The organism is Nonomuraea sp. CA-218870, assembly GCF_050936535.1.
Taxonomy (GTDB): Bacteria; Actinomycetota; Actinomycetes; order Streptosporangiales; family Streptosporangiaceae; genus Nonomuraea; species Nonomuraea corallina.
In genome coordinates this window covers 3,558,066-3,580,833 of the sequence record NZ_JBNJMN010000001.1, presented here as the reverse complement: position 1 = coordinate 3,580,833, position 22,768 = coordinate 3,558,066, and the positions used below count along the sequence as shown (strand labels likewise).

Annotated in this window: 22 protein-coding genes; 9 read left to right on the top strand and 13 right to left on the bottom strand. The window is 71.6% G+C overall.

Going from position 1 to position 22,768, the window contains the following annotated elements:
• Nucleotides 1-93: 93 nt before the first annotated feature.
• Together ACQEUU_RS17300 and ACQEUU_RS17295 are read left to right on the top strand one after the other, a co-directional pair.
• Complete coding sequence (locus ACQEUU_RS17300) at nt 94-942, top strand: glycosyltransferase family 2 protein (RefSeq protein ID WP_433066970.1); 849 nt, start codon at nt 94-96, stop codon at nt 940-942.
• A 20-nt stretch (nt 943-962) separates the two neighbouring features.
• Nucleotides 963-1,157 (top strand): DUF2795 domain-containing protein, encoded by a 195-nt coding sequence (locus ACQEUU_RS17295; protein WP_433066968.1) that lies wholly within the window; start codon nt 963-965, stop codon nt 1,155-1,157.
• A gap of 85 nt (nt 1,158-1,242) precedes the next feature.
• Here ACQEUU_RS17295 and ACQEUU_RS17290 read toward each other — a convergent pair whose 3' ends face one another.
• From ACQEUU_RS17290 to ACQEUU_RS17250, 9 genes are all read right to left on the bottom strand, one after another.
• On the bottom strand, nt 1,243-2,325 hold the full coding sequence (locus tag ACQEUU_RS17290) for a prephenate dehydrogenase (RefSeq protein ID WP_433066966.1): 1,083 nt from the start codon (nt 2,323-2,325) through the stop codon (nt 1,243-1,245).
• A gap of 45 nt (nt 2,326-2,370) precedes the next feature.
• Nucleotides 2,371-2,730 carry a chorismate mutase gene (gene aroH / locus ACQEUU_RS17285; protein ID WP_270159111.1) on the bottom strand — a complete coding sequence of 120 codons (360 nt, stop codon included), beginning with the start codon at nt 2,728-2,730 and terminating at the stop codon, nt 2,371-2,373.
• Nucleotides 2,731-2,799: 69 nt separating this feature from the next.
• Complete coding sequence (locus tag ACQEUU_RS17280; protein WP_433066963.1) at nt 2,800-4,758, bottom strand: pseudouridine synthase; 1,959 nt, start codon at nt 4,756-4,758, stop codon at nt 2,800-2,802.
• The gene (gene scpB / locus ACQEUU_RS17275; protein WP_433071877.1) at nt 4,755-5,447 is read right to left on the bottom strand and encodes an SMC-Scp complex subunit ScpB; all 693 of its coding nucleotides are present in this window, start codon (nt 5,445-5,447) and stop codon (nt 4,755-4,757) included. Before scpB ends, ACQEUU_RS17280 begins: the two co-directional genes overlap by 4 nt.
• Nucleotides 5,448-5,862: 415 nt before the next feature.
• Entirely contained in the window at nt 5,863-6,681 is an 819-nt protein-coding gene (locus ACQEUU_RS17270; protein WP_433066960.1) for a segregation and condensation protein A, read from the bottom strand.
• The gene (locus ACQEUU_RS17265) at nt 6,678-7,619 is read right to left on the bottom strand and encodes a ParA family protein (RefSeq protein ID WP_270159108.1); all 942 of its coding nucleotides are present in this window, start codon (nt 7,617-7,619) and stop codon (nt 6,678-6,680) included. The genes ACQEUU_RS17270 and ACQEUU_RS17265 overlap by 4 nt, the downstream gene beginning before the upstream one ends.
• A 116-nt stretch (nt 7,620-7,735) precedes the next feature.
• The gene (locus ACQEUU_RS17260) at nt 7,736-8,641 is read right to left on the bottom strand and encodes a site-specific tyrosine recombinase XerD (RefSeq protein WP_433066956.1); all 906 of its coding nucleotides are present in this window, start codon (nt 8,639-8,641) and stop codon (nt 7,736-7,738) included.
• A gap of 17 nt (nt 8,642-8,658) precedes the next feature.
• Nucleotides 8,659-9,303 (bottom strand): NUDIX domain-containing protein, encoded by a 645-nt coding sequence (locus ACQEUU_RS17255; protein ID WP_433066953.1) that lies wholly within the window; start codon nt 9,301-9,303, stop codon nt 8,659-8,661.
• Nucleotides 9,300-10,961 carry a CTP synthase gene (locus ACQEUU_RS17250; protein ID WP_433066950.1) on the bottom strand — a complete coding sequence of 554 codons (1,662 nt, stop codon included), beginning with the start codon at nt 10,959-10,961 and terminating at the stop codon, nt 9,300-9,302. Before ACQEUU_RS17250 ends, ACQEUU_RS17255 begins: the two co-directional genes overlap by 4 nt.
• 121 nt (nt 10,962-11,082) lie before the next feature.
• Between ACQEUU_RS17250 and ACQEUU_RS17245 the strand changes: the two genes are divergently transcribed.
• From ACQEUU_RS17245 to ACQEUU_RS17235, 3 genes are read left to right on the top strand one after another with little or no spacing between them, the layout of a single operon-like run.
• Nucleotides 11,083-11,730, top strand: a complete 648-nt coding sequence (locus ACQEUU_RS17245; RefSeq protein ID WP_433066948.1) for an acyltransferase — start codon at nt 11,083-11,085, stop codon at nt 11,728-11,730.
• A 41-nt stretch (nt 11,731-11,771) separates the two neighbouring features.
• Entirely contained in the window at nt 11,772-12,896 is a 1,125-nt protein-coding gene (locus ACQEUU_RS17240) for a nitronate monooxygenase (RefSeq protein ID WP_433066945.1), read from the top strand.
• Between the two features lie 14 nt (nt 12,897-12,910).
• Nucleotides 12,911-13,690 carry a GntR family transcriptional regulator gene (locus tag ACQEUU_RS17235; protein WP_433066942.1) on the top strand — a complete coding sequence of 260 codons (780 nt, stop codon included), beginning with the start codon at nt 12,911-12,913 and terminating at the stop codon, nt 13,688-13,690.
• Here the strand turns inward: ACQEUU_RS17235 and ACQEUU_RS17230 are convergent.
• Complete coding sequence (locus ACQEUU_RS17230; protein ID WP_433066939.1) at nt 13,647-16,025, bottom strand: GcvT family protein; 2,379 nt, start codon at nt 16,023-16,025, stop codon at nt 13,647-13,649. The genes ACQEUU_RS17235 and ACQEUU_RS17230 overlap by 44 nt on opposite strands.
• A 69-nt stretch (nt 16,026-16,094) precedes the next feature.
• Here ACQEUU_RS17230 and ACQEUU_RS17225 point away from each other — a divergent pair, with 69 nt between their 5' ends.
• From ACQEUU_RS17225 to ACQEUU_RS17210, 4 genes are all read left to right on the top strand, one after another.
• The gene (locus ACQEUU_RS17225; RefSeq protein WP_433066936.1) at nt 16,095-16,997 is read left to right on the top strand and encodes a phosphotransferase; all 903 of its coding nucleotides are present in this window, start codon (nt 16,095-16,097) and stop codon (nt 16,995-16,997) included.
• Nucleotides 16,998-17,001: 4 nt separating this feature from the next.
• On the top strand, nt 17,002-17,598 hold the full coding sequence (locus ACQEUU_RS17220; protein WP_433066934.1) for a DUF4126 domain-containing protein: 597 nt from the start codon (nt 17,002-17,004) through the stop codon (nt 17,596-17,598).
• Between the two features lie 228 nt (nt 17,599-17,826).
• Nucleotides 17,827-18,435 (top strand): hypothetical protein, encoded by a 609-nt coding sequence (locus tag ACQEUU_RS17215; protein ID WP_433066932.1) that lies wholly within the window; start codon nt 17,827-17,829, stop codon nt 18,433-18,435.
• Between the two features lie 57 nt (nt 18,436-18,492).
• Complete coding sequence (locus ACQEUU_RS17210) at nt 18,493-19,077, top strand: Uma2 family endonuclease (protein ID WP_433066929.1); 585 nt, start codon at nt 18,493-18,495, stop codon at nt 19,075-19,077.
• Here ACQEUU_RS17210 and ACQEUU_RS17205 read toward each other — a convergent pair.
• The 3 genes from ACQEUU_RS17205 to ACQEUU_RS17195 all read right to left on the bottom strand — a co-directional run bounded on the left by ACQEUU_RS17205 (nt 19,074) and on the right by ACQEUU_RS17195 (nt 22,479).
• Nucleotides 19,074-19,382, bottom strand: coding sequence for a hypothetical protein (locus ACQEUU_RS17205; protein WP_433066926.1), 309 nt, complete (start codon nt 19,380-19,382; stop codon nt 19,074-19,076). The genes ACQEUU_RS17210 and ACQEUU_RS17205 overlap by 4 nt on opposite strands.
• Before the next feature lie 719 nt (nt 19,383-20,101).
• Nucleotides 20,102-22,210: an excinuclease ABC subunit UvrB gene (gene uvrB / locus ACQEUU_RS17200; protein ID WP_433066924.1), complete on the bottom strand. Its 2,109-nt coding sequence runs from the start codon at nt 22,208-22,210 to the stop codon at nt 20,102-20,104.
• A gap of 35 nt (nt 22,211-22,245) precedes the next feature.
• Entirely contained in the window at nt 22,246-22,479 is a 234-nt protein-coding gene (locus ACQEUU_RS17195) for a helix-turn-helix transcriptional regulator (RefSeq protein ID WP_270158732.1), read from the bottom strand.
• Nucleotides 22,480-22,768: the final 289 nt, after the last annotated feature.

Below are 22,768 nucleotides of genomic sequence, written 5' to 3'. Positions count from 1 at the left end.
TTCTTCCCGGTAACACTGTTACCCCTTTGTACGCCCCCTCCCCGGCCTCGTCAAGGGGCGCATATCCGCCCGCCGCGGGGAAAGAGGGCGCAAGTGACACGTGACAGCAGGGTGACGGTGGTGGTGGTGACCCGCGACCGCCTGCGCACCCTGCAGCGCTCGCTCCCCCACCACCGCGGCCCGGTGATCCTGCTCGACAACGGCTCCACCGACGGCACCGCCGGTTTCGTACGCCGCCACCACCCGCACGTCCGGCTGGTGGAGAACGACGCCAACCTGGGGGCGACCGCCCGCAACGTGGGCGTGCGGCTGGCTCGGACGCCCTACGTCGCCTTCGCCGACGACGACTCGTGGTGGGCGCGGGGGGCGCTGGAGCGGGCCGCCGGCCTCTTCGACGCCCACCCGCGCCTGGCCCTGCTCGGCGCGCGCGTGCTCGTCGGGCCCGAGCAGCGGCTCGACCCGGTCAGCGAGGCGATGCGCCGCTCCCCCCTCGGCGTCGCCGACGACCTGCCGGGACCGAGCGTGCTCGGCTTCCTGGCCTGCGGCGCGGTCGTGCGCAGGGACGCCTTCCTGGAGGCGGGCGGCTTCGACGACGTGGTGTTCTTCTTCGGCGAGGAGGAACGGCTGGCGATGGATCTGGCCGCGCGCGGCTGGGGCCTCGCCTACGCCGACGACGTGGTGGCGCACCACCATCCGTCGCCGCCCCGCGACCCGGCGGCCAGACAGGCCCTGGCAGTGCGCAACGCGCTCCTGACGGCCGTGCTGCGCCGCCCGTGGCCCGTGGTGGCCAGGCGGTCGCTGGAGGCGCTGCGGCAGGGCAGAGCCGGCCGTCGCGGCCTGCGCGACGCGATTCCCCGGCTCCGCCGCGCCCTGGCCCGGCGGGAGGAACTGCCCGCGGAGGTCGAACACGCCCGGCGCCTGCTCGACGGTTACATATCGTGACAACAGGGTAGCTATCTGTTATGACTACAGCACCGAACCCGATCCAGCTGCAGAAGCACCTCAAGGGTATCGACTACCCGGCCACCAAGTCCGAGCTGCTGGACGCGGCCCGCCAACAGGGCGCCGACCAGGAGACCATCAGGGCCCTGGAGTCCATGCCGGATCGCGAGTACGACGGCCCCAACGCCGTCAGCCAGGCGATCACCCGGCGCTGAACCGATCGCGGGCCCCGGCACCTCGCCGGGGCCCGCCGTCATTCCCCCGGTCCGCCCATGGCGCCAGGCGCGCGGCGACGCTCCGCTACGGCACCTGCCAGCCGCGCTCCACCAGCCCCCGCGTCAACCTCTCCGCCGCGTCGGGCTGCACCGACAGCTCGGCCACACCCAGCGGCAGGCCGGGCGCGTGCTCCAGCCGGACGTCCTCCACGTTGACCCCGACCTCGTCACACACCTGGAACAGCCGCGCCAGCTGGCCGGGACTGTCGCCGATGACGATCTGGACGACCGCGTACGCGTGAGCGGGACCGCCGTGCTTGCCCGGGATCCGCCCATGACCCGCGACGCCGCGCTTCAGCAGCTGGGTCAGCTCGCCGGACGCGGTGCCGTCGCCCTCCGACAGCGCGCGCAGCGCCGCCGCCGCCTCGGCCAGGTCACGCGAGACGGCCTCCAGCACCTCGGCCACCGGGACCGAGTTGCCGGACAGGATGCCCAGCCACAGGCCGGGGTCCCCGCCGGCGATCCTGGTCACGTCGCGCACCCCCTGACCGGCCAGGCCGAGCGCCACGTCGGAGGCGTCGGCCAGCCGCGCCGCCACCGCCGAGGCGGCGACGTGCGGGGCGTGGGAGACCACGGCGACCGCCCGGTCGTGCTCGGGCGCGCCGACCTCGACCGCGTTGGCGCCGCACAGGTCGATCAGCCGCAGCACCGCCGCCCTCGCCTCGGGGGACGCCTCGGGGGTGGGGCACAACGCCCACGGCCGCCCCAGGAACAGGTCCGCCCTGGCCGCTCCCGGCCCGGACCGCTCCCGGCCGGCCAGCGGGTGCGAGGCCACGTACGTGGACAGATCGCAGCCCAGCTCACGCGCCCGGTCGATCGGCTCCGCCTTGACGCTGGCCACGTCGGTGTAGAACCGGGCCGCGCCCTCCTCCTGCAACCGCCGCAGCTCCGTGGCGACGTGGCCGGGCGGCACCGCGATCACCGCCAGGTCGGCGCTCTCCCCGGCCCGCCACTCCTCACCCGCGCCGAGCTCGCGGGCGAGCCGCACGGCCCCCTGGTCGCGGTCGGCGAGCAGCACGCGCACGTCGTGCTTGCGCAGGGAGAGCGCCAGCGAGGTGCCGATGAGACCGGTGCCCACCACCAGCACGGTGCGGAGTTCGGAGGCCATGTCGTTGTCCTGAGTCGGTCGTAGGAGTCGTGCTCGTACGGCAGATTATTGGGCGATGTCCTGACGAAGTGCGACGGCGCCGCGCAGATACACGTGCTGGATCGCCGAGCGGGGCCGGTCGATCTCCACGTGCGCCATCAGCCGCACCACCCGGGGCAGCGCGCCCGGCACGTCGATCTCGGTGCAGCAGATCAGCGGCACCTCGTGGAACCCCAGCTTGCGCGCCGCCAGCGCCGGGAACTCGGCGGTCAGGTCGGGCGTCGCGGTGAACAGCACGCTGATCACGTCGTCCGTGGTGAGCTCGTTGCGCTCCATGACCTGGGCCACCAGCTCGGTCGTCCCCTCGATGATCGAGTCCCGGTCGTCGGCGTCCACCTGGATCGCCCCGCGGATCGCCCGCACCATGCGCTTCGCTCCTTCTATAGCGGCAGAGCCCGTGCGGAGGTTCGCACGGGCTCCAGCTTCGTGGCCAGGTTACAGCTTCACGGCCGCGTACAACTCGCCGATCTCACGCAGCGTCAGCGCCCTGAGCGTGCCGGGCTTGGTGCGGCCCAGCTTCACCGGGCCGAACTCGATGCGGGCCAGGTCGATCACGCGGTGACCGGACTCCTCCAGCATGCGGCGTACGACGTGCTTGCGGCCCTCGTGCAGCACCACCTCGACCAGCGCCTGCTGGGCGTGCTCCTGCACCACCTGGAAGTCGTCGGCCTTGGCGATGCCGTCCTCCAGCTCGATGCCCTGCTTGAGCCTGCGGCCCAGGTCGCGCGGGATCGGGCCGGGCACCTTGGCCCAGTACTTCTTCGGCACCCCGTAGCTGGGATGGGTGAGCCGGTTGGCCAGCTCCCCGTCGTTGGTCAGCAGCAGCAGGCCCTCGGTCTCGGTGTCGAGCCGGCCCACGTGGAACAGCCGCGGCGCCAGCTCCTCCACGTAGTCGGCCAGGCACGGCCGGCCCTGCGGGTCCTCCATGGTGGAGACCACGCCGATGGGCTTGTTGAGCGCGTAGTAGACGAGGTCGGGCGCGGTCGGGATGCGCTTGCCGTCGACGTGGATGACCTGCTTGGCCGGGTCGACCTTGGCGCCGAACCTGCGCACCACCTGGCCGTCCACGGTGACACGACCGTCGCCGATCATCTCCTCGCAGGCCCTGCGGCTGGCGACCCCGGCCTGGGCCAGCACCTTCTGCAGCCGCACCCCGCCGGGCACCTCGGTGGTGTCGCGCTCGTCGGTGTAGCCCTCGGGGAAGAAGTCACGGTCGCGGACGGGCTGGCGTGCCGTCTTGAACCGGTCCTTGGGCTTGGCCCGGTCGCCGGCGTCGCGCCGGGAGTCGCCGATGGTACGCACGCCGTCACGCCTGGACACCCGTCCACCACGCGCGCCCTCGTCACGCCGGGCCGCACCCCGGCCCTCACCGCGGAAGTCGCCACGGGACGGACGATCCCCGCCGCGGAAGTCGCCCCCGCGAGCCGGACGGTCCCCGCCGCGGTAGTCGTCCCGGCGGACCGGGCGATCCCCGCCGCGGTGGTCGTCGCCGCGGTACGAGCGGCCTTCGTCGCGTGAGCCGCCCGAGCGGTCCCCGTACTGTCCGGCGGGGCCGTCTTCGCGCCTGCCGTAACGGGCCCGAACCGGCCCCTCGGAGCCCTCCCTGCGCCCGTTCCTGTTCGCCCGGAAGCCGCCGCGTTCCTCCCTGGGCCCGCCGCCGAACGACTCGTACTCGTACTCGTCGCCCCCGGAGAAGCGCCGGTCCTCGCGGGGCGCCCGATCAGAACCGGCGCGCTCGAAGCGACCGCCGTCACGCGGACCCCGGTCGAAACCGCCGTCACGCCGCTGGAAACCACCGTCGCGCCCGTACGGGGCCCGGCTGCCGCCCCTGTCGGCGCGCACCGAGTCCCGGCTGTCGCGCCGGTCACCGCCGCGCTCCTCACGGCCGTACCGGTCGTCACGCCGGGAACCACCGCGCGCGTCCTCGCGCCGGGATCCGCCGTCACGGGAACCCCAGCGGTCGTCACGACGCGGACCGCCGCGCTCGTCGCGGCGGAAACCCCCGCGGTCGTCACGGCGCGCTCCGCCACGCGCGTCATCGCCCCGGTAGGAGCCGCGCTCACCGGAAGGCCCACGCCCGGAGTCACGGAAGGACCCGCGCTCACCCGATGGCCCACGCCCGGAGTCGCGCCGGAACCCGCCCCGGTCGTCGCGCGAACCCCGGCGGTCCGCGCGGAAGCCGTCCCCGCCGGAGGCCCGGCGGTCGTCACGGCGGAAATCGTCTCGTTGTGAACCGCCGCGGTCGTCGCGGCGGGAACCGTCACGGAAGTCGTCGCGGCGCGTACGGCCGCGCGAGTCGTCCGAGCGGAAGGCGGGACGCCCGCCGCGGCCGGAGCCGCCGGCGCGTCCTCGACCGCGTCCATCACCGGACGGGGTGCTTCGCCTGTTGATCACTTCGTCGTCTCCTCGATGTTCTCCACGTCGTCAGGGAGGAATGGCGCGAGCTCGGGGAGCTCGCTCACATCGTTCAGTCCCAGACGCTCAAGGAAGTATGAGCTTGTCCGGTAGAGCACGGCTTGGCTCTCCGGGTCGGTGCCGGCCTCCTCGACCAGCCCCCTCGCGACCAGCGTCCGCATGACGCCGTCGCTGTTCACGCCGCGCACCGCGGCCACCCGCGCCCGGCTCACCGGCTGCCGGTAGGCCACGACCGCGAGTGTTTCCAGCGCGGCCTGGGTGAGCCGCGTCTGCTGGCCGTCACGGACGAACCGTTCCACGAACGGCGCGTACGCGGGGCGCGTGTAAAAACGCCATCCGCCCGCGACCTGCCTCAAGTCGAAACCCCGCGCGGAGGCTTCGTATTCCTCGGCCAGCTCGCGCAGCGCCGCCACCACCTCATGCGTGGGGCGCTCCAGCACCTGGGCCAGGGTCATCTCCTTCACGGGCTCGTCGACGACGATAAGGATGGCTTCGAGCGCCGCCTTGAGCCAACGGCCCTCAGCGACGGCCGGAACCTCGACCTCTGGAACCCGGCCGAGCCCCGGGACCTCGCCGGTGAACGAGTCCTGGTCGGCGACGGAGCCATGGCCGTCGGCCGTGGACTTCCCTCGGCCGACGAGTGGTGTGGCCTCCGCGCCGGAGGACATGTCCGCCCCGGCCGAAATCCCACCATCCTCCGCCAAGACGGCAACCGACGGCCGTACGCCCGGCTCCGGATCGGCGGAGTCATCCGAAAGGGTGACGTCACCGGCGGGGGCACTGGCGGGAGGGGGCACGCCGGGCACCAGGTCTCCCCGGTCGCCACGAGGTCTTTCGCGGGATTCCTCCGGACCCGACTCGCCCGAACGGGAATCCTCGGTACGCGGATCGTCCGGACCGAACTGGCCCGAGCCGGAATCCTCGGAACCCGAATCGTCTGAACCGGAATCCTCCGTACGCGAGTCGCCCGTACGGAGATCACCCGAACCGGAACCGTCCGGACCGGGCGGGGACGGCGAAGGGGCCGCCAGGGAGCCGGGGAGGGCCATCCAGGCGGGAAGGTCCTTGCGCGGGTGGGAGTCGTCAGCCATCTGCGGGTTTCTCCGGGCTCTCCTCGTAGTCGTCCCCCACCGAGATCTCGCCGTCGTCGGTGCCGGTCCAGGTGACGTGCAGGTCGCCGAGCGGCTCGACCTGCTCGAAGCTGACCGCGGACTCGCGGAACAGCTCCAGGACGGCCAGGAAGCGGGCGATGACCTCGTAGGTGCCCTCGCAGTCGGCGACCAGGGCCCTGAAGGTGGCGCTGCGCATGCGGCGCAGGCGCTGAACCAGGATAGCGGCCTGTTCGCGCACGCTGGCGAGTGGTTGGTAGATGTGGCCGACGCTGACGGTGGGCGGCAGCTTGGGGGTGAAGGCGCGGGCGGCGATCCGGGCCAGTTCCTCGGGGCCGATGCCGAGCACCAGGTACGGCAGGAGGTTGGCGAACTGCGGCTCCAAGGGGACGGTGCGCGGGAAGCGGAGCGCCTCGTCGGCCATCCGGCCGGCGAAGATCTTGGCGACCTCCTTGTACGCCTTGTACTGCAGCAGCCGGGCGAACAGCAGGTCGCGGGCCTCCAGCAGGGCCAGGTCCTCCTCGTCCTCGACCTCGCCGGACGGCAGCAGCCGGGCCGCCTTGAGGTCGAGCAGGGTGGCCGCGACCAGCAGGAAGTGGCTGGTCTGGTCGAGGTCCCACTCGGGGCCGCGGGAGCGGATGTAGGCGATGAACTCGTCGGTCACCTGCGAGAGCGAGACCTCGGTGATGTCGAGCTTGTGCTTGGAGATCAGCCCGAGGAGCAGGTCGAAGGGCCCTTCGAAGACGTCCAGGTGGACCTGGAAGCCCTGGGGCTCGACCTGCTGCTCCGTCACCTGGCCATTGTGGCAGGCTGCGGCCAGCGCGCGAGCACTTCGCGGGCCAGCTCGCGGTAGGCGTTGGCTCCGAGCGAGGACGGGTCGAAGGTGGTGATCGGCTCACCGGCCACGGTGGCGTCGGGGAAGCGCACCGTACGGTTGATCACGGTGTGGAACACCTTGTCGCCGAACGCCTCGACGACGCGGGCGAGCACCTCGCGGCCGTGGAGGGTGCGCGCGTCGTACATGGTGGCGAGCAGGCCCTCGATCTCGAGGTCCTCGTTGAGCCGCTCCTGCACCTTGGTGATGGTGTCCATGAGCAGGGCGACGCCGCGCAGCGCGAAGAACTCGCACTCCAGCGGCACCATGACGCCGTGGGCGCAGGTGAGGGCGTTGATGGTGAGCAGGCCGAGCGACGGCTGGCAGTCGATGAGGCAGACGTCGTAGTGCGGCAGCAGCGGCTTGATGACGCGGCCGAGCACCTGCTCACGGGCCACCTCGGTGACGAGCTGGACCTCGGCGGCGGACAGGTCGATGTTGCTGGGCAGCAGGTCGAGGCCCTCGACGCCGGTCTCCAGCAGCACGTCCTCGGCGCTGACGCTGCGCTCCATCAGCAGGTTGTAGACCGTGAGGTCGAGCTGGAGCGGGTTGATGCCCAGGCCGACGGAGAGCGCGCCCTGCGGGTCGAAGTCGACGAGCAGCACCTTGAGGCCGCACTCGACGAGGGCGGCGCCGAGGTTGATGGTGGTGGTGGTCTTGCCGACCCCGCCCTTCTGGTTGACCATGGCGACCACGCGGGCCGGGCCGTGGACGTCGCGCGGCACCGGCTCCGGGAACACCGGGCGGGGCCGCTGCGTGGGGCCCAGGTTGACGCCGTTGGAAGGCGCGTTGGTCTTGGTGTCACCCCAGGGGTTGTCGGGGCTCCCCGGGGTCGAACCGTTGGTCTTCACAGTCACCAGCTCGAACCTCCCTGACGATCCCGAACCGGACCGTCCGGACGGACACTATGGCGTCGCCACTTAACGCGGCAAGGCGGCACGCCGGAGTGCCGCACGACCCAAAAGACTATAGATCACTGACGGGCGCGGGGATGCGCCGCCGCGTACACCTCTCTGAGCTTGTCGACCGTCACGAGCGTGTAGACCTGAGTGGTCGTCACCGAGGCGTGGCCGAGCAGCTCCTGCACCACCCTGACGTCGGCCCCGCCGTCGAGAAGGTGGGTCGCGAACGAATGCCGGAGAACGTGGGGAGATATCCCGGCGAGTCCGGCCCGTTCGGCGGCGGCCTGGAGGACCTCCCACGCGCCCTGGCGGGTGAGCCGCCCGCCCCTGGCGTTGAGGAACACGGCGGGGGTGCCGCGGCCGTGGGCCAGCAGGCCGGGTCTGGCCCGGACGAGGTAGGCGTCGAGCGCGGCGCGGGCGTAGCGGCCGAGGGGGACGACGCGGGCGCGGCCGCCCTTGCCGCGCAGCCGGACCTGGTCGTCCTCCAGGTCGTCGACGGCCAGGCCGACGGCCTCGGAGATGCGGGCGCCGGTGCCGTAGAGGACCTCCAGCAGGGCGCGGTTGCGCAGGGTGAGCGGCGCTCCGTCGGGGCCGGAGGCGGCGATGAGCCGCTCGACCTCGTCGACGGCGACGGCCTTGGGCAGCCTGCGGAGCTGGCGCGGGGGGCGCACCTGGTGGGCGGGGTCGTGGGCGGTGACGCCCTCGCGCAGCGCGAAGCGGTGCAGGCCGCGCACGGCGGAGACGGCGCGGGCGGCCGAGCTGGCGACGAGCGCGGGGTGCTCGCCGTCGCCTTCGCGCAGGGCGGCGAGGAAGGCGCGCACGTCGGACTCGGCCACCTGGTCGAGCTCGGCCCGCCCGCGCGAGCGCAGGTGCTCGGTGTAGCGGCGCAGGTCGCGCCGGTAGGAGGCGAGCGTGTTGGCGGCCAGGCCGCGCTCCACCGCGAGGTGGGCGAGGTAACTGGACAGCACCGCCTCCACGGGCGTGGCTCCTTCCTTCACTCCTCCGGAGCGTCCGCGGGGCGCAGGCCGGCGAACCCGTCGGCCGCGGCCGCGTACGCGGCGAGGATACCGGCCACGGCCGCGGAATTGTGGATCTTCCCGCCCAACACCCCGCGCACGGCGTCGTCGAGCGGCACCCATTCGACGAGCATGTCGATCTCCTCGTGGCGGTGCTCGAAGGAGTTCTCCTCGTCCGGGATCTTCTCCAGGTCGCGGGCCAGGAAGATGCGGATGCGCTCGTCGGAGCAGCCGGGCGAGGTGAGGAGGTCGACGAGGGTGTGCCAGGTGGCCGCACGGTAGCCGGCCTCCTCGGCCAGCTCGCGGGCGGCGCCGTCGACGAGCGGCTCGCCCTCGACGTCGCGGATCCCGGCAGGCAGCTCCCACAGCAGCCGCCGGGCCGGGTGGCGGTACTGGCGGATGAGCAGCACCCGCCCCGCGGGGTCGAGCGCGAGCACCCCGACCGAGCCGGGATGGCGGATGTAGTCGCGATCGGCGGTCTCGTCGCGGGGCATGCGGACGGTGTCGGTGACCACGTCGATCACGTAGCCCTCGAACCGGGTGCTGGTCGCGACGACGTCCCAGGACTCGGGGGTGTCCCGGATCGCGGCCGCCTCCCGCTGGTCGTGTGAGCTGATCTTCACTTGGTCACCTTAGCGGTCACCCTGCTGTCGGCGTAGGCGAGGGCGGCGGCGATGAGTCCCTTGAACATGGGGTTGGCGCGGGTGGGCCGGGAGCGGAACTCGGGGTGGGCCTGGGTGCCGATGAAGAAGGGGTGCGCGTCGGCGGGCAGCTCGGTGTACTCGACCAGGCGGCCGTCGGGCGACACACCGGAGAACACCAGGCCGACCTTCTCCAGCCGCTCGCGGTAGGCGTTGTTGACCTCGTAGCGGTGGCGGTGGCGCTCGGCGGCCTTGGCCTTGCCGTAGAGCTGGCGGGCGAGGGTGCCCTCGCCGAGCCTGGCGGTGTAGCCGCCGAGCCGCATGGTGCCGCCCATGTCACGCTCGCCGGCGACGACGTCCTCCTGGTCGGCCATGGTGGAGATGACGGGGTGCTTGGTGTCGGGGTCGAACTCGGCGGAGTTGGCGTCCTCCAGGCCGGCCATGTTGCGGGCGGCCTCGATGACCATGCCCTGCATGCCGAGGCAGATGCCGAGCAGCGGGATCTTGTTCTCCCTGGCGTGGCGGATCGCGCCGATCTTGCCTTCGATGCCGCGCACGCCGAAGCCGCCGGGGATCAGCACGCCGTCGACGCCGTCGAGCTCGCGCTCGGCGCCTTCGGGGGTCTCGCAGTCGTCGCTCTTGACCCAGCGGATGTTGACCCGGGCGTCGTTGGCGAACCCGCCCGCGCGCAGCGCCTCGGTGACCGACAGGTAGGCGTCGGGCAGGTCGATGTACTTGCCGACCAGCGCGATCGTGACCTCCTTGGCCGGCCGGTGGACCCGGCGCAGCAGCTGGTCCCACTCCTTCCAGTCGACGTCGCGGAAGGGCAGGCCGAGCCGGCGCACCACGTACGCGTCGAGCCCTTCGGAGTGCAGCACGCGCGGGATGTCGTAGATGGAGGCGGCGTCGACGGCGCTGACCACGGCGTCCTCGTCGACGTCGCACATGAGGCTGATCTTGCGCTTGATCGCGACCTGCACGGGCCGGTCGGAGCGGAGCACGATGGCGTCGGGCTGGATGCCGATGCTGCGCAGCGCGGCCACGCTGTGCTGGGTGGGCTTGGTCTTGAGCTCTCCGGAGGGGCCGATGTAGGGCAGCAGGGAGACGTGCAGGAAGAACACGTTGTCGCGGCCGACCTCGTGGCGGATCTGCCGCACGGCCTCCAGGAACGGCAGCGACTCGATGTCGCCGACGGTGCCGCCGACCTCGGTGATGACCACGTCCACGTCAGGGCCGGCCATGCCCCGGATGCGGTCCTTGATCTCGTTCGTGATGTGCGGGATGACCTGGACGGTGTCGCCGAGGTACTCGCCGCGCCGCTCCTTGGCGATGACGTTGGAGTAGACCTGGCCGGTGGTCACGTTGGCCGAGCCGTGCAGGTCGGTGTCGAGGAAACGCTCGTAGTGGCCGACGTCGAGGTCGGTCTCCGCGCCGTCGTCGGTGACGAAGACCTCGCCGTGCTGGAACGGGTTCATCGTCCCGGGGTCGACGTTGAGGTACGGGTCGAGCTTCTGCATCGTGACCCGGAGGCCGCGGCCCTTGAGCAGACGGCCCAGGCTGGAGGCGGTCAGCCCCTTGCCGAGACTGGAGGCGACGCCCCCGGTGACGAACAGATGCTTGGTGTGCGTGGCGCTGCGCAAGGAGGCTCCCGTGGCTCGAAGTGTGGCCCGAATGTGGCCGGAGTGTCCACGGGCTCTCAGGATATCAAACAACGCCCCTCACATGCCCGAACGGTATGACCAAGCGGTAACTTTGGTCCTTATGTCACATGTACGGCGCGCGATCGGCTGGCTGATCCACCGTGCCTACCGGGTGATCCGGGAGGCCGGGGCGATCACCCCTCGCACTCCCGGCGGGTACGGCTTCCGCCACCTGGGTGAGGGAGCCAAGATCGCGTTCCCGCCGGGAGCGATCTTCGGCGAGGAGTGGATCGAGATCGGCGAGCACACGCTGATCGGCGAGCGGGTCTCCCTGTCGTGCGGCATGTGGCCCGGCGCCGACCTGGGCCCCGACTCCATCCTGCGGATCGGCGCGAGCTGCTCGATCGGCCGCGGCACGCACATCGTCGCCCACCAGTCGATCGACGTCGGCGACGACGTCTTCACCGGCCCGTACGTCTACATCACCGATCAGAACCACGTCTACGACGACCCCGACGTGCCGATCGGCCGTCAGTGGCCGCGCAACAACCCGGTCTCGATCGGATCGGGCTCGTGGCTGGGCGCGGGCGCGATCGTGCTGCCGGGCACCCGGCTGGGCCGCCAGTGCGTGGTGGCGGGCGGCGCGGTGGTGCGCGGCGAGTTCCCCGACCACAGCGTGGTGGCGGGAGTGCCGGCCAAGCTGGTCCGCAGCTACGACCCCGACTTAGGCTGGCATCCGCCGGGCGTCTCGCCGCTGGCGGCTTCCTGACCGTCTGGACCGAACATGCTTCTGGCGGTTAGCTTCGATGCATGCGGACCGCCATCAGCGAGCGTCTAGGCATCGAGTTCCCCTTGTTCGCCTTCAGTCACTGCCGCGACGTGGTGGCGGCCGTGACGAACGCGGGCGGGTTCGGGGTGCTGGGCGCGATCGCGTACACCCCCGAACAGCTCGACGTGGAGCTCACCTGGATCGACGAGCAGGTGGGCGGCAGGCCGTACGGCGTGGACGTGCTCGTCCCCGGCAAGGTGGACGCGGCCGCGCTCGGCGGCGTGCGGGCCGCCGACCTGATCCCCGAGCGGCACCGCGACTTCGTCACGCACCTGTTGACCAAGTACGGCGTGGGCGGGCACGGGCAGCAGCCGGTGGGCGCGGCGGCCGACGAGTTCGCCCGGCGGGTGTCGGCGGCGGGCGCGACCGGGCTGATCGACGTGGCGCTCAAGCACCCGATCGGGCTCATCGCCTCCGCGCTCGGCCCGCCGCCGCCGGAGATGGTGGCGCGCGCCCGCGACGCCGGGGTGCCGGTGGCGGCGCTGGTGGGCACCGTGGAGCACGCGCGCCGGCAGGTGGCCGCGGGCGCGGACGTCATCGTCGCGCAGGGCACCGAGGCGGGCGGCCACACCGGCGAGATCTCCACGATGGTGCTGGTGCCGCAGGTGGTGGACGCGGTGGCGCCGGTCCCGGTGCTCGCGGCGGGCGGCATCGCCTCCGGCCGTCAGATGGCGGCGGCGATGGCGCTGGGCGCGCAGGGCGTCTGGTGCGGCTCGGTCTGGCTGACGACGGAGGAGGCGGAGACGCCGCAGCCGGTCAAGCGTAAGTTCCTGGCCGCCTCGTCGCTGGACACGGTCCGGTCGCGCTCGCGTACCGGCAAGCCGGCCCGCCAGCTCGCCACGGCGTGGACCGAGGAGTGGGACCACGGCCAGGAGAGCCCCGGCCCGCTCGGCATGCCACTGCAGATGCTGGTGGCCGAGCACGCGATGGCCCGCGTCATCGCGGCGGCCGAACGCGGCGAGCCGGGCGCGCTGGAGCTGGCCGGCTACTTCGTCGGCCAGGTGGTGGGCCAGCTGGACCAGGTGAAGCCGGCCCGCGAGGTGGTCTACGAGATGGTCTACGAGTTCGCCGACGCGGTGGAGCGGCTGGGCCGCCTGGCCCGGTGACGTACCATCCCCGTGTGGTCCGGACCCCTCCCGAGCTGGAGCGCGGCGGCGGCGTGCCGGCGCACGTGCAGATCGAGCGCTGGTTGCTGGAGGCCATCTCCAGCGGTGACATGGCGCCGGGCGACCGGCTGCCGGGCGAGCGGGAGCTGGCGGCCCGGCTGGGCGTGAGCCGGATGACGCTGCGCCAGGCGCTGGCGACGCTGGAGCGCGACGGGGTGCTGGTGCGGGTGCCGGGCCGGTCGGGCGGCGCGTTCGTGGCCGAGCCGCTCGTCGAGTGCGACCTGACGGGGCTGGCCGGGTTCACCGAGCAGATGCGCCGCGCCCACCTGCGGGCCGAGGCCCGCATCCTGGTGGCGAGGGTGGCGCCCGCCCCAGGCCCGGTCGCCGCCGCGCTGCGGCTGGCGCCGGGCGAGCCGGTGCACGAGGTGGCGCGGGTCCGCTCGGCGGGCCGCTCGCCGGTCGCGCTGGAGCGCTCGTTCTTCCCCGAGCTGCCCGGTTTCCTGGAGGAGGACCTGTCGGGTTCGCTGCACGCGCTGCTGGCCGAGCGCTACGACCTGGCCCCGCGCACCACGCTGGAGCACCTCGACCCGGTGATCGCGACCCCGGAGGAGGCGGCGGAGCTCGGCATCGAGCCGGGGGCGCCGCTCATGCGGATCGAGCGCACCGCCTACGCCGGCGACGGCACCCCGGTCGAGCACGCCCAGGACCTGTTCCGGCCCGACCGGGTGCGGATCTCGGTACGGTCCGGGGTCAGCGCACCCGCTCCCCCGCCGGATCCCACAGCGGCTCCTTGACCACGGTGCCGGGCACCCACGTGCCCTCCACCTCGATCTCGACCTTGGTGCCCGGCTCGGCCTCCAGGTAGGCGTAGGCGATGGAGGACCCGACGGTGTAGCCGTAGCCGCCGGAGGTGACGCGGGCGGCCACCTCGCCGTCGACCCGCACCGGCTCGTTGCCGAGCGCCACGGCGCGCGGGTCGCCGAGCGTGACGCAGCGCAGCCGGCGCGACGGCCGCGGGTCGAGGGCCTCCCTGCCGAGGAACTCCTTGTCCATCTTGACGCAGAACCCCAGCCCGGCCTCGTACGGCGTCGTCTCGGGGCCGATGTCGGCGCCCCACACGCGGTAGCCCTTCTCCAGGCGGAGGCTGTCGATGGCCTTGTAGCCGCCGGCCCGCAGGCCGTGCGGCTCGCCCGCCCGCCACAGCGTCTCCCACAGCGCGAGCCCGTACTCGCTGGAGCAGTAGAGCTCCCAGCCCAGCTCGCCGACGAACGTCACCCGCAGCGCCAGCACCGGCACGTCGCCCACGGTCAGCTCGCGGGAGGTCATGAACGGGAAGTCCAGCGGGTCGGGGGTGAGCGGGCCGAGGATGTCGCGGGCGCGCGGCCCCCACAGCGCGAAGCAGGCGTACTGCCCGGTCACGTCGGCGATCCGCACGTCGGCGCCGCGCAGCCGGGCCTGCTTGCGCAGCCAGCCGAGGTCGTGCGAGCCGAACGCGGTGCCGGTGACGATCAGGAACTCCCGCTCGCCGCGCCGGGTGACGGTGAAGTCGCACTCGATGCCGCCGCGCCGGTTGAGCGCCTGGGTGTAGGTGACCGCGCCGACCGCGCGGGCGACCCGGTTGTCGCAGACCCATTCCAGCAGTCCGGCCGCGTCCGGACCGGTCACCTCGATCTTGGCGAACGAGCTCTCGTCGAACAGCCCGGCGCTCTCGCGGGTGGCCCGGTGCTCGGCGCCGACGGCGGGCGACCAGTTGCGCCCCGCCCACCCGCGCGGCCGCTCGTCCCGCCCGTCCGTATCGGCCCGGTAGTGGTTGACCCGCTCCCAGCCGGACTTCTCGCCGAACACCGCGCCGTGCTCGCGGTGCCAGGAGTACGCGGGCGAGAGCCGCAGCGGCCGGCCCGCCCGCCGCTCGTCGCCGGGGTAACGGATGTCGTAGTACGTCTCGTAGTTCTCCACCGCGCGGGCGAGCGTGTAGGACGGCGAGCGGTACTGGGCGCCGAACCGGCGGACGTCCATGTGCCACAGGTCCATGGACGGCTCACCCTCGACGATCCACTCGGCCATCACCTTGCCGATGCCGCCCGCGCCCGCGATGCCGTGCGCGCAGAACCCGGCCGCCACGTAGAACCCGCCGACCTCGGTCTCGCCCAGGCAGAACTCGTTGTCCGGAGTGAACGCCTCCGGCCCGTTGATCAGCTTGCGGACGCCCACGTCGGCCATGGCCGGCACCCTGACCCGGGAGTTGTCGAAGATCTCCTCCAGCCTCGGCCAGTCCTCGGGCAGCAGCTTGCCGTTGAAGCCCGCCGGGATCGCGTCGTACGAGGCGGCCGTGGCCGTCCAGGGGGCGCATTCGCGTTCGTACCCGCCCATGACCAGCCCGCTGACCTCCTGCCGGTAGTAGACGAGCAGGTCGGGGTCGCGCAGCGTCGGCAGGTTCCGGTGCTCGTGGAACCCGTCGGTGACCACGTACTGGTGGGACATCGGCACGATCGGCACCCGCACGCCGGCCATCCGGCCGATCTCGGCCGCGAACATGCCGCCGCAGTTGACGACGATCTCGCAGGCGATGTCGCCCTGGTCGGTGCGCACCCCGCGCACCCGCTCGTCCCTGACGTCCAGGCCGATCACCCTGGTCCTGGTACGGACGCGCGCCCCGCCCTCCCTGGCCCCGGCCGCCAGCGCGTAGCACAGCCGGGAAGGGTCGATCTGGCCGTCGGTGGGCAGGTAGGCGGCGCCGACCACGCCCTCGGTGCTCATCAGCGGGAACAGCCCGGCCGCCTCGGCGACGGAGATCTCCTCCAGCGGCAGGCCGAACGTGCGCGCCCAGCCGATCTGACGGCGGATCTCGGCCATGCGCTCGGGGGTGGAGGCCAGCTTGATGCCGCCGCACTCGGTCCAGCCCGCGTCGAGCGTCCGGTAGAGCTCGACGGAGTACTGGTTCATCCTGGTCAGCGTCGGGTCGGCGCGGAGCTGGCCGACCAGCCCGGCCGAGTGGAAGGTGGAGCCGCTGGTGAGCTCGTCGCGGTCGAGCAGGACCACGTCCCGCTCGCCGAGCAGGGTCAGATGGTAGGCGACGGAGGCGCCGCCGACGCCACCTCCGATGATCACGATGCGGGCGGAGTCGCTCATGCGGCGAGGCTAACCTTCGCCGAACCAAAAGGTCTAGACCGTTTAACGCGCGTCGGCTTAGCATCGACCATGGCCGTGCTCGAGCTCATCGACCGCATCCCCCTCCTGTCCGGCATGCCGCGCTCCGTCGAGGAGCTGCCCGGCGGGATGACCAACCGCAACTTCAAGGTGACCACCGGCGGCGGCGCGTACGTGGTGCGGGTGTTCGGCGGCGAGGGCTCGCTGCTGCACATCGACAGGGACGCCGAGCACCTGGCGACGCTGGCCGCCGCCGAGGCCGGGGTCGGCGCGCCGGTCCACGCCTACCTGCCGGGCGAAGGACTGGTCGTGGGGTTCATCCCCGGCCGCACCTTCACCGAGGCCGACGTCCGCGACCCGGCGAACCTGCCCCGCGTGGCCGAGACCTGCCGGCGGCTGCACGCGGGCCCGCGCTTCCCGCGCGACTTCGACATGTTCGACGTGCAGCGGCGCTATCTGGCGGTGGTGCGGGAGCGCGGGTTCCGGCTGCCGGCCCGCTACCTGGACTTCATGCCGCTCGTGGCCCAGATCCAGAAATGTCTGGAAGTGCGGCGGGAGGCGACGGTGCCGTGCAACAACGACCTGCTGGCCGCCAACATCATCGACGACGGCCGTCGGCTCTGGCTGATCGACTACGAGTACGCCGGCAACAACGACCCCTGCTTCGAGCTCGGCAACCTGTGCAGCGAGTCCGGCCTCTCACCCGACCAGCTGGAGGAGCTGGTGACCGCCTACTACGGCCGCCGCCTGCGCCACAAGATCGCGCGCGCCCGGCTGCTGGGGCTGATGGCCAAGTACGGCTGGACCCTGTGGGCGTCCATTCAGGACGGCGCGAACGAGTCGCTCGACTTCGACTTCTGGTCCTGGGGGATGGAGAAGTACGAGCGCGCCGTGGCCGAGTTCACCGGCTCCGGGCTCTCGTCCCTCATGGACGAGGCCGCCCGGGCAGACTAGAGCCATGTTCGCGACTCTGACCGGTCTCGGCCTGTCCACCGCCGCCGGGCTCAATGCCTACATCCCGCTGCTGGTCGTGGGCGTGCTCGCCAACCTCACCGACGCGGTGAAGTTACCCGACGGCTACGCCTGGCTGTCCCACTGGGGCGTGCTCGGAGTGATCGCGGTGCTCCTGGCCGCGGAATTCGTGCTCGACAAGATCCCGGCCGTGGACACGGTGAACGACCTGATCCAGACAGCGGTCCGACCGGCGTCCGGTGGCGTGGTGTTCAGCGCCACCGCCGCGGCGGCCGAGCTGGACAGCTCGACCTGGATGGCGGAGAACCCATGGCTGGGCTGGGTGCTCGGCGTCGTCATGGCACTCGCCGTCCACCTGCTCAAGACCACCGCCCGGCCGGTGGTCAACGCCACCACGGCCGGCGCCGGCGCCCCGGTGGCCAGCGTCGCCGAGGACGGCGGCGCCCTGGGCCTGAGCCTGGTGGCGATCTTCGCGCCGCTCCTGGTGATCGTCGCCCTGATCCTCCTGGCCGTGCTCGCCTGGTGGGTGATCAGAAAGGTCCGCCGACGTCGCGCCCGCCGCCGGGCCCGCCTTGACCGGTAGCGGGACGGCGGCCGGCCGTCAACACCCGCCAGGCGGACGCGTCCGCCTTCCTCCGTTCCGTACCGTCGGACCGGCGTCCGCCCTCAGGGCGGGCCCTCCCCCATGCGGGCGCACTGAGGCCCCCGACCCGCGCCCGCATGACGAAGGCCCGGCAGCACTCACCCCGCTGCCGGGCCTCTCACACCGCCGCCGGGGCACTATCCTCGAAACAAGAGCCCCACACAGGAGGTGTCCCCGATCGGCGAGTTCCTCATGATCGTGCTGGTCATCCTGGCATTCCTGCTGCTGATCGCCGGGGTCGGCGTCTACCTGCTGGTCAAGGTCGGCAAGAAGGCCGCGGTCAAGGCGAGAGAGGCCACCACCCGGCTGACCACGCACGTCAACGCCATGGGCACCGGCGACGCCGCCGAGGTCGAACGCCTCCGCCTCGACCTGCGCCGCGAGGTCTCGCTGACCCGCCAGGCGGTCGAGCAGGCCCAGCGCCAGGGCTGGGGCCTCGGCGACCTGCCCCGCCTCCTGGCCGACCTGACGGCCCAGGCCGACGTGCACGACGGCCAGCTCGGCATGTACGCCCAGCAGGCCCGCGTCTCCCCCTACGTCGACCACGTCACCCTCGGCCGGCTGCGCGAGCACCAGGCCAAGCTGACGGCCATGTGCGCCCGCATCCGCGCCGACCTCCTCAGCGACCAGGTCCAGCACTCGGCCACCGGCCTCGACGACCTGAGCACCCGCACCGACCTGGAGATCGAGGCCCGCCGCCCGGCCCCCGACCCCCTCCAGGAGATCGACGACCTCTACCGCAAGACCATGCAGGAGCGCCGGGAAGACCGCGCCTGAGGATACCCACTGTGGCATCATGATTCCGAAGGGTCACATCTCCGAGGAGGTGTCGTCATGACCACGGCCTTTCCGGACTGGTTCTACCCCGGCCCTCCGGGCGGCTGGACCGCCGACATGCTCGATCACCTCCCCCCCGACGCGCCCCCGCACGTCGAACTGATCGATGGCGGGCTCATCTTGATGTCACCTCAGACGGGCTTTCACATGCTCGTGATCGACCTGCTCAAGCACCCGACGCTGGGGATCCGTCCACCGGAGCGCTTTCTGGTCGTCCGCGAGATGACGGTGACTCTCGGCATGCGCCAGCGCCCAGAGCCGAATGTACTCGTGGTTGAAGAATCGGCTTTTTCTCCCGACATCACCTCCTTCAAGCCGGACGATGTCCATCTGGCGGTCGAGGTCGTGTCCGAGGAGTCCCGAGAGCGGGACCGGACCACCAAGCCGATCAAGTACTCGGACGCCGGCATCCCGCACTTCTGGCGAGTCGAGCGCGAGAAGAACGAGCCCGTGGTCCACACCTTCGAGCTGGATCCGGCGGTCAGGGCCTACCTCCCCACCGGCGTCCACCGAGGGCGGTTGAAAACCGACATCGACTTCCCGATCGACATCGACCTCGACCTGTCCGCGCTCACCCGCTAACGCCAGTCCCGATAGATGTGGTCGGCGTACTCCTGTGCCGATCCGCCCTTCGCGAGGATGGCACGGGCCGCCTGCGCCTGCTCGATGGTCGGCAGCCGTCCTCTCAGCAGGATCGGCAACGACAGCCGCCGCGCCGGCAGCTCCATCTCCGAGATCCCGTACGGCCGCCGCACCACGGACACGTTCACCCGCAGCGCGTGCTCGTTCCCCGGGGCCACCCCCGGCCGGTCCACCTCGACCGCCGCATACCGGTACCCGTGCGCCCGATCACACGTGGCGCACCCGGCGGGCCCCCGGCTCAGCACCCCGCCGCCGCTCCTCCTCGGCGGAGAGCGCCCCGAACCCCCCGCCGCAGAAACGAGAACCACCGGGCCGCCCTCGGCGAAGCCGTCATCTCCACACCACGGGCCAGTCGCAACGTCCCCACACCTGCGTGATCGCCGCCGCTGCCGGAAACGACGGCGAGTGCCGGCGGACTCCACGCGGGATTGGTCACCTCTTCGTCGCCGTGCCAGCTCGTGAAGGCGTCGGCTTCGAGCCACAGCAGGATCCGCGCCGGGTCGGCGTCGTACACCAGATAGAGCCCGAGCAGGTAGAACGGCGCCAGTAAGCGGCGCGCGTCATCACCATGCCGGTGAAATGGCCGAGGAACGCGACGTCATCCTCACTGACGCTCGGCATGGTCGCAAGCACGGCGGACCGCGTCCACAGCCGCACTGAGCCCGACGTCCGCGCCTCGGCACTCGTCTCCCCGGCCAACGCAGGCAAGCTCCTCCCCGAGAACCTGTCGAAACCAGAACGCCGACGCGCCCAGGAGATGACAGCCCAGAACCGTGGGCGGGCGTCCCGGCCGAGTTAAGACCGTGCCAGGTACCCCCGCGCCCGGCCCACGCCGAAGGCGAAGATCACCAGCCCTCGGGCAATCGCGCGAGGCCGGGACGCCCACCCACCGCAGCGGCACACAGACAGCGCCCCCGCAGCGGCACGAAGGAACGCCCACAGAAAGCGGCACAGAGGCCCAGAATCAGCGAACCCCGGCCTCCCGCATGTCCCGAAGCTCCCGCTTGAGCTCCTTGATCTCGTCGCGGAGCCGAGCCGCCACCTCGAACTGCAGGTCGGCAGCCGCCTGATGCATCTGCTCGGTCAACGAGTCGATCAACGACTCCATCTGCGCCCGAGGCATCTCCCCCGCGATCGCCTTGGCGTGCTGCCCCGCCTTGGCCCCCGTGAACCCCGGCACCGGCGCCTTGCCCCGGGACTGGGACCGGCCGCCGCCCATGAGCTGCCAGGTGTCGGCGTCCTCCCGCTGCAGCGAGTCGAGAATGTCGGCGATCTTCTTACGCAGCGGCTGCGGATCGATCCCGTTGGCCTTGTTGTAGGCGACCTGCTTGGCCCGCCGCCGGTTGGTCTCGTCGATGGCCCGCTCCATCGACGGCGTGACCTTGTCGGCGTACATGTGGACCTGCCCGGACACGTTACGCGCCGCGCGCCCGATCGTCTGGATGAGGGACGTCTCGGACCGCAGGAAGCCCTCCTTGTCGGCGTCGAGGATGGCGACCAGCGACACCTCGGGCAGGTCGAGCCCCTCACGCAGCAGGTTGATGCCGACGAGCACGTCGAACTCGCCGGTGCGCAGCTCCCGCAGCAGCTCGATGCGGCGCAGCGTGTCGACCTCGCTGTGCAGGTAGCGGACCCGGATGCCGAGCTCCAGCAGGTAGTCGGTGAGGTCCTCGGCCATCTTCTTGGTCAGGGTCGTGACCAGCACGCGCTCGTCACGCTCGGCCCGCTCGCGGATCTCGTGGACGAGGTCGTCGATCTGCCCCTTGGTCGGCTTGACCACGACCTCGGGGTCGACCAGCCCGGTGGGCCGGATGACCTGCTCGACGACGTCGCCCTTGACCCGGCCCAGCTCGTACGGCCCGGGGGTGGCGGACAGGTAGACCGTCTGCCCGATCCGCTCCAGGAACTCCTCCCACTTCAGCGGCCGGTTGTCGAGCGCCGACGGCAGCCGGAAGCCGTGGTCGACGAGGGTGCGCTTGCGGGAGGCGTCGCCTTCGTACATGGCGCCGATCTGCGGGACGGTCTGGTGGGACTCGTCGAGCACCAGCAGGAAGTCCTCGGGGAAGTAGTCGAGCAGCGTGTTGGGCGCGCTGCCGGCCTCGCGGCCGTCCATGTGACGCGAGTAGTTCTCGATGCCGGAGCAGGTGCCGATCTGGCGCATCATCTCGATGTCGTAGGTGGTGCGCATGCGCAGCCGCTGCGCCTCCAGCAGCTTGCCCTGCCGCTCCAGCTCGGCGAGCCGGTCGGCCAGCTCGGCCTCGATGCCGGCGACGGCGGCGGACATCCGCTCCTCGCCCGCCACGTAGTGGGAGGCGGGGAAGATGTAGAGCTCCTCGTCCTCGGTGATGACCTCGCCGGTGAGCGGGTGCATGGTGGACAGCTTCTCGATCTCGTCACCGAACATCTCGATGCGGACGGCGAGCTCTTCGTACTTGGGGATGATCTCGATGGTGTCGCCGCGGACGCGGAAGGTGCCCCGGGTGAAGGCCAGGTCGTTGCGGGTGTACTGCATGTCGACGAGGCGGCGCAGCAGCCGGTCGCGGTCGATGTCCATGCCGACGCGGAGCCGGGCCATCCGGTCGACGTACTCCTGCGGCGTGCCGAGGCCGTAGATGCACGACACCGAGGCGACCACGACGGTGTCGCGGCGGGTGAGCAGCGAGTTGGTCGCCGAGTGGCGCAGCCGCTCGACCTCGTCGTTGATCGAGGAGTCCTTCTCGATGTAGGTGTCGCTCTGCGGGACGTACGCCTCGGGCTGGTAGTAGTCGTAGTAGGAGACGAAGTACTCGACGGCGTTGTTGGGCAGCATCTCGCGCAGCTCGTTGGCGAACTGGGCGGCGAGCGTCTTGTTGGGCTGCATGACCAGGGCGGGCCGCTGCAGGCGCTCGATCAGCCACGCGATGGTGGCGGTCTTGCCGGTGCCGGTGGCGCCGAGCAGCACGCTGTCCTTCGCCCCGGCCTTGACGCGGCGCTCCAGCTCGGCGATGGCCGTCGGCTGGTCGCCCGAGGGAGTCATCTCGGTGACGACCTCGAACGGCGCCACCTTCCGCTGCAAATCTGTGACCGGACGCATACTGCCCACTGTAGGCGCAGCCACCGACAGAACCGTCAGGCCGATCGCTCGCCGATCCGCGGGAACGGCGTGGTGGAGAAGACCACCTCGACGGGCACGCCGAAGTGGTCGGCGATGCGCAGCGCCAGGTAGAGGCTGGGGCTGTACTCACCCCGCTCCAGGTAGCCGATCGTCTGGTAGTGGACGCCCAGCGCGTCGGCGAGCTGCCTGCGGGTGACGCCGCGCTCGGCGCGCAGGAGCGCGATGCGGTTGTAGACGGTCTCGCTCATCGTCGCCCATCTTCTCAGCCGATCCGCTGCGACGCCCGTTGGTCCCACACCGCGCAGCACCCCATCGGTCCCGTGGCTCATCCGCAGGCCGGATAGCTCGATGGCGCGGACGCCTTCATCACATTGAGGTCACCGTCCAGATCCCTGGTGGCGCTCGTCGATCTTCCATCGTAGTAGACGTACTACATTAGGCAGCGTACCTACTACTGATGACCATAGATGTATGACAGGACGATGCAAGCGGATAGTAAGTCGCACCCGATACGGTCTGAATTCGCCGGTAGCGGAC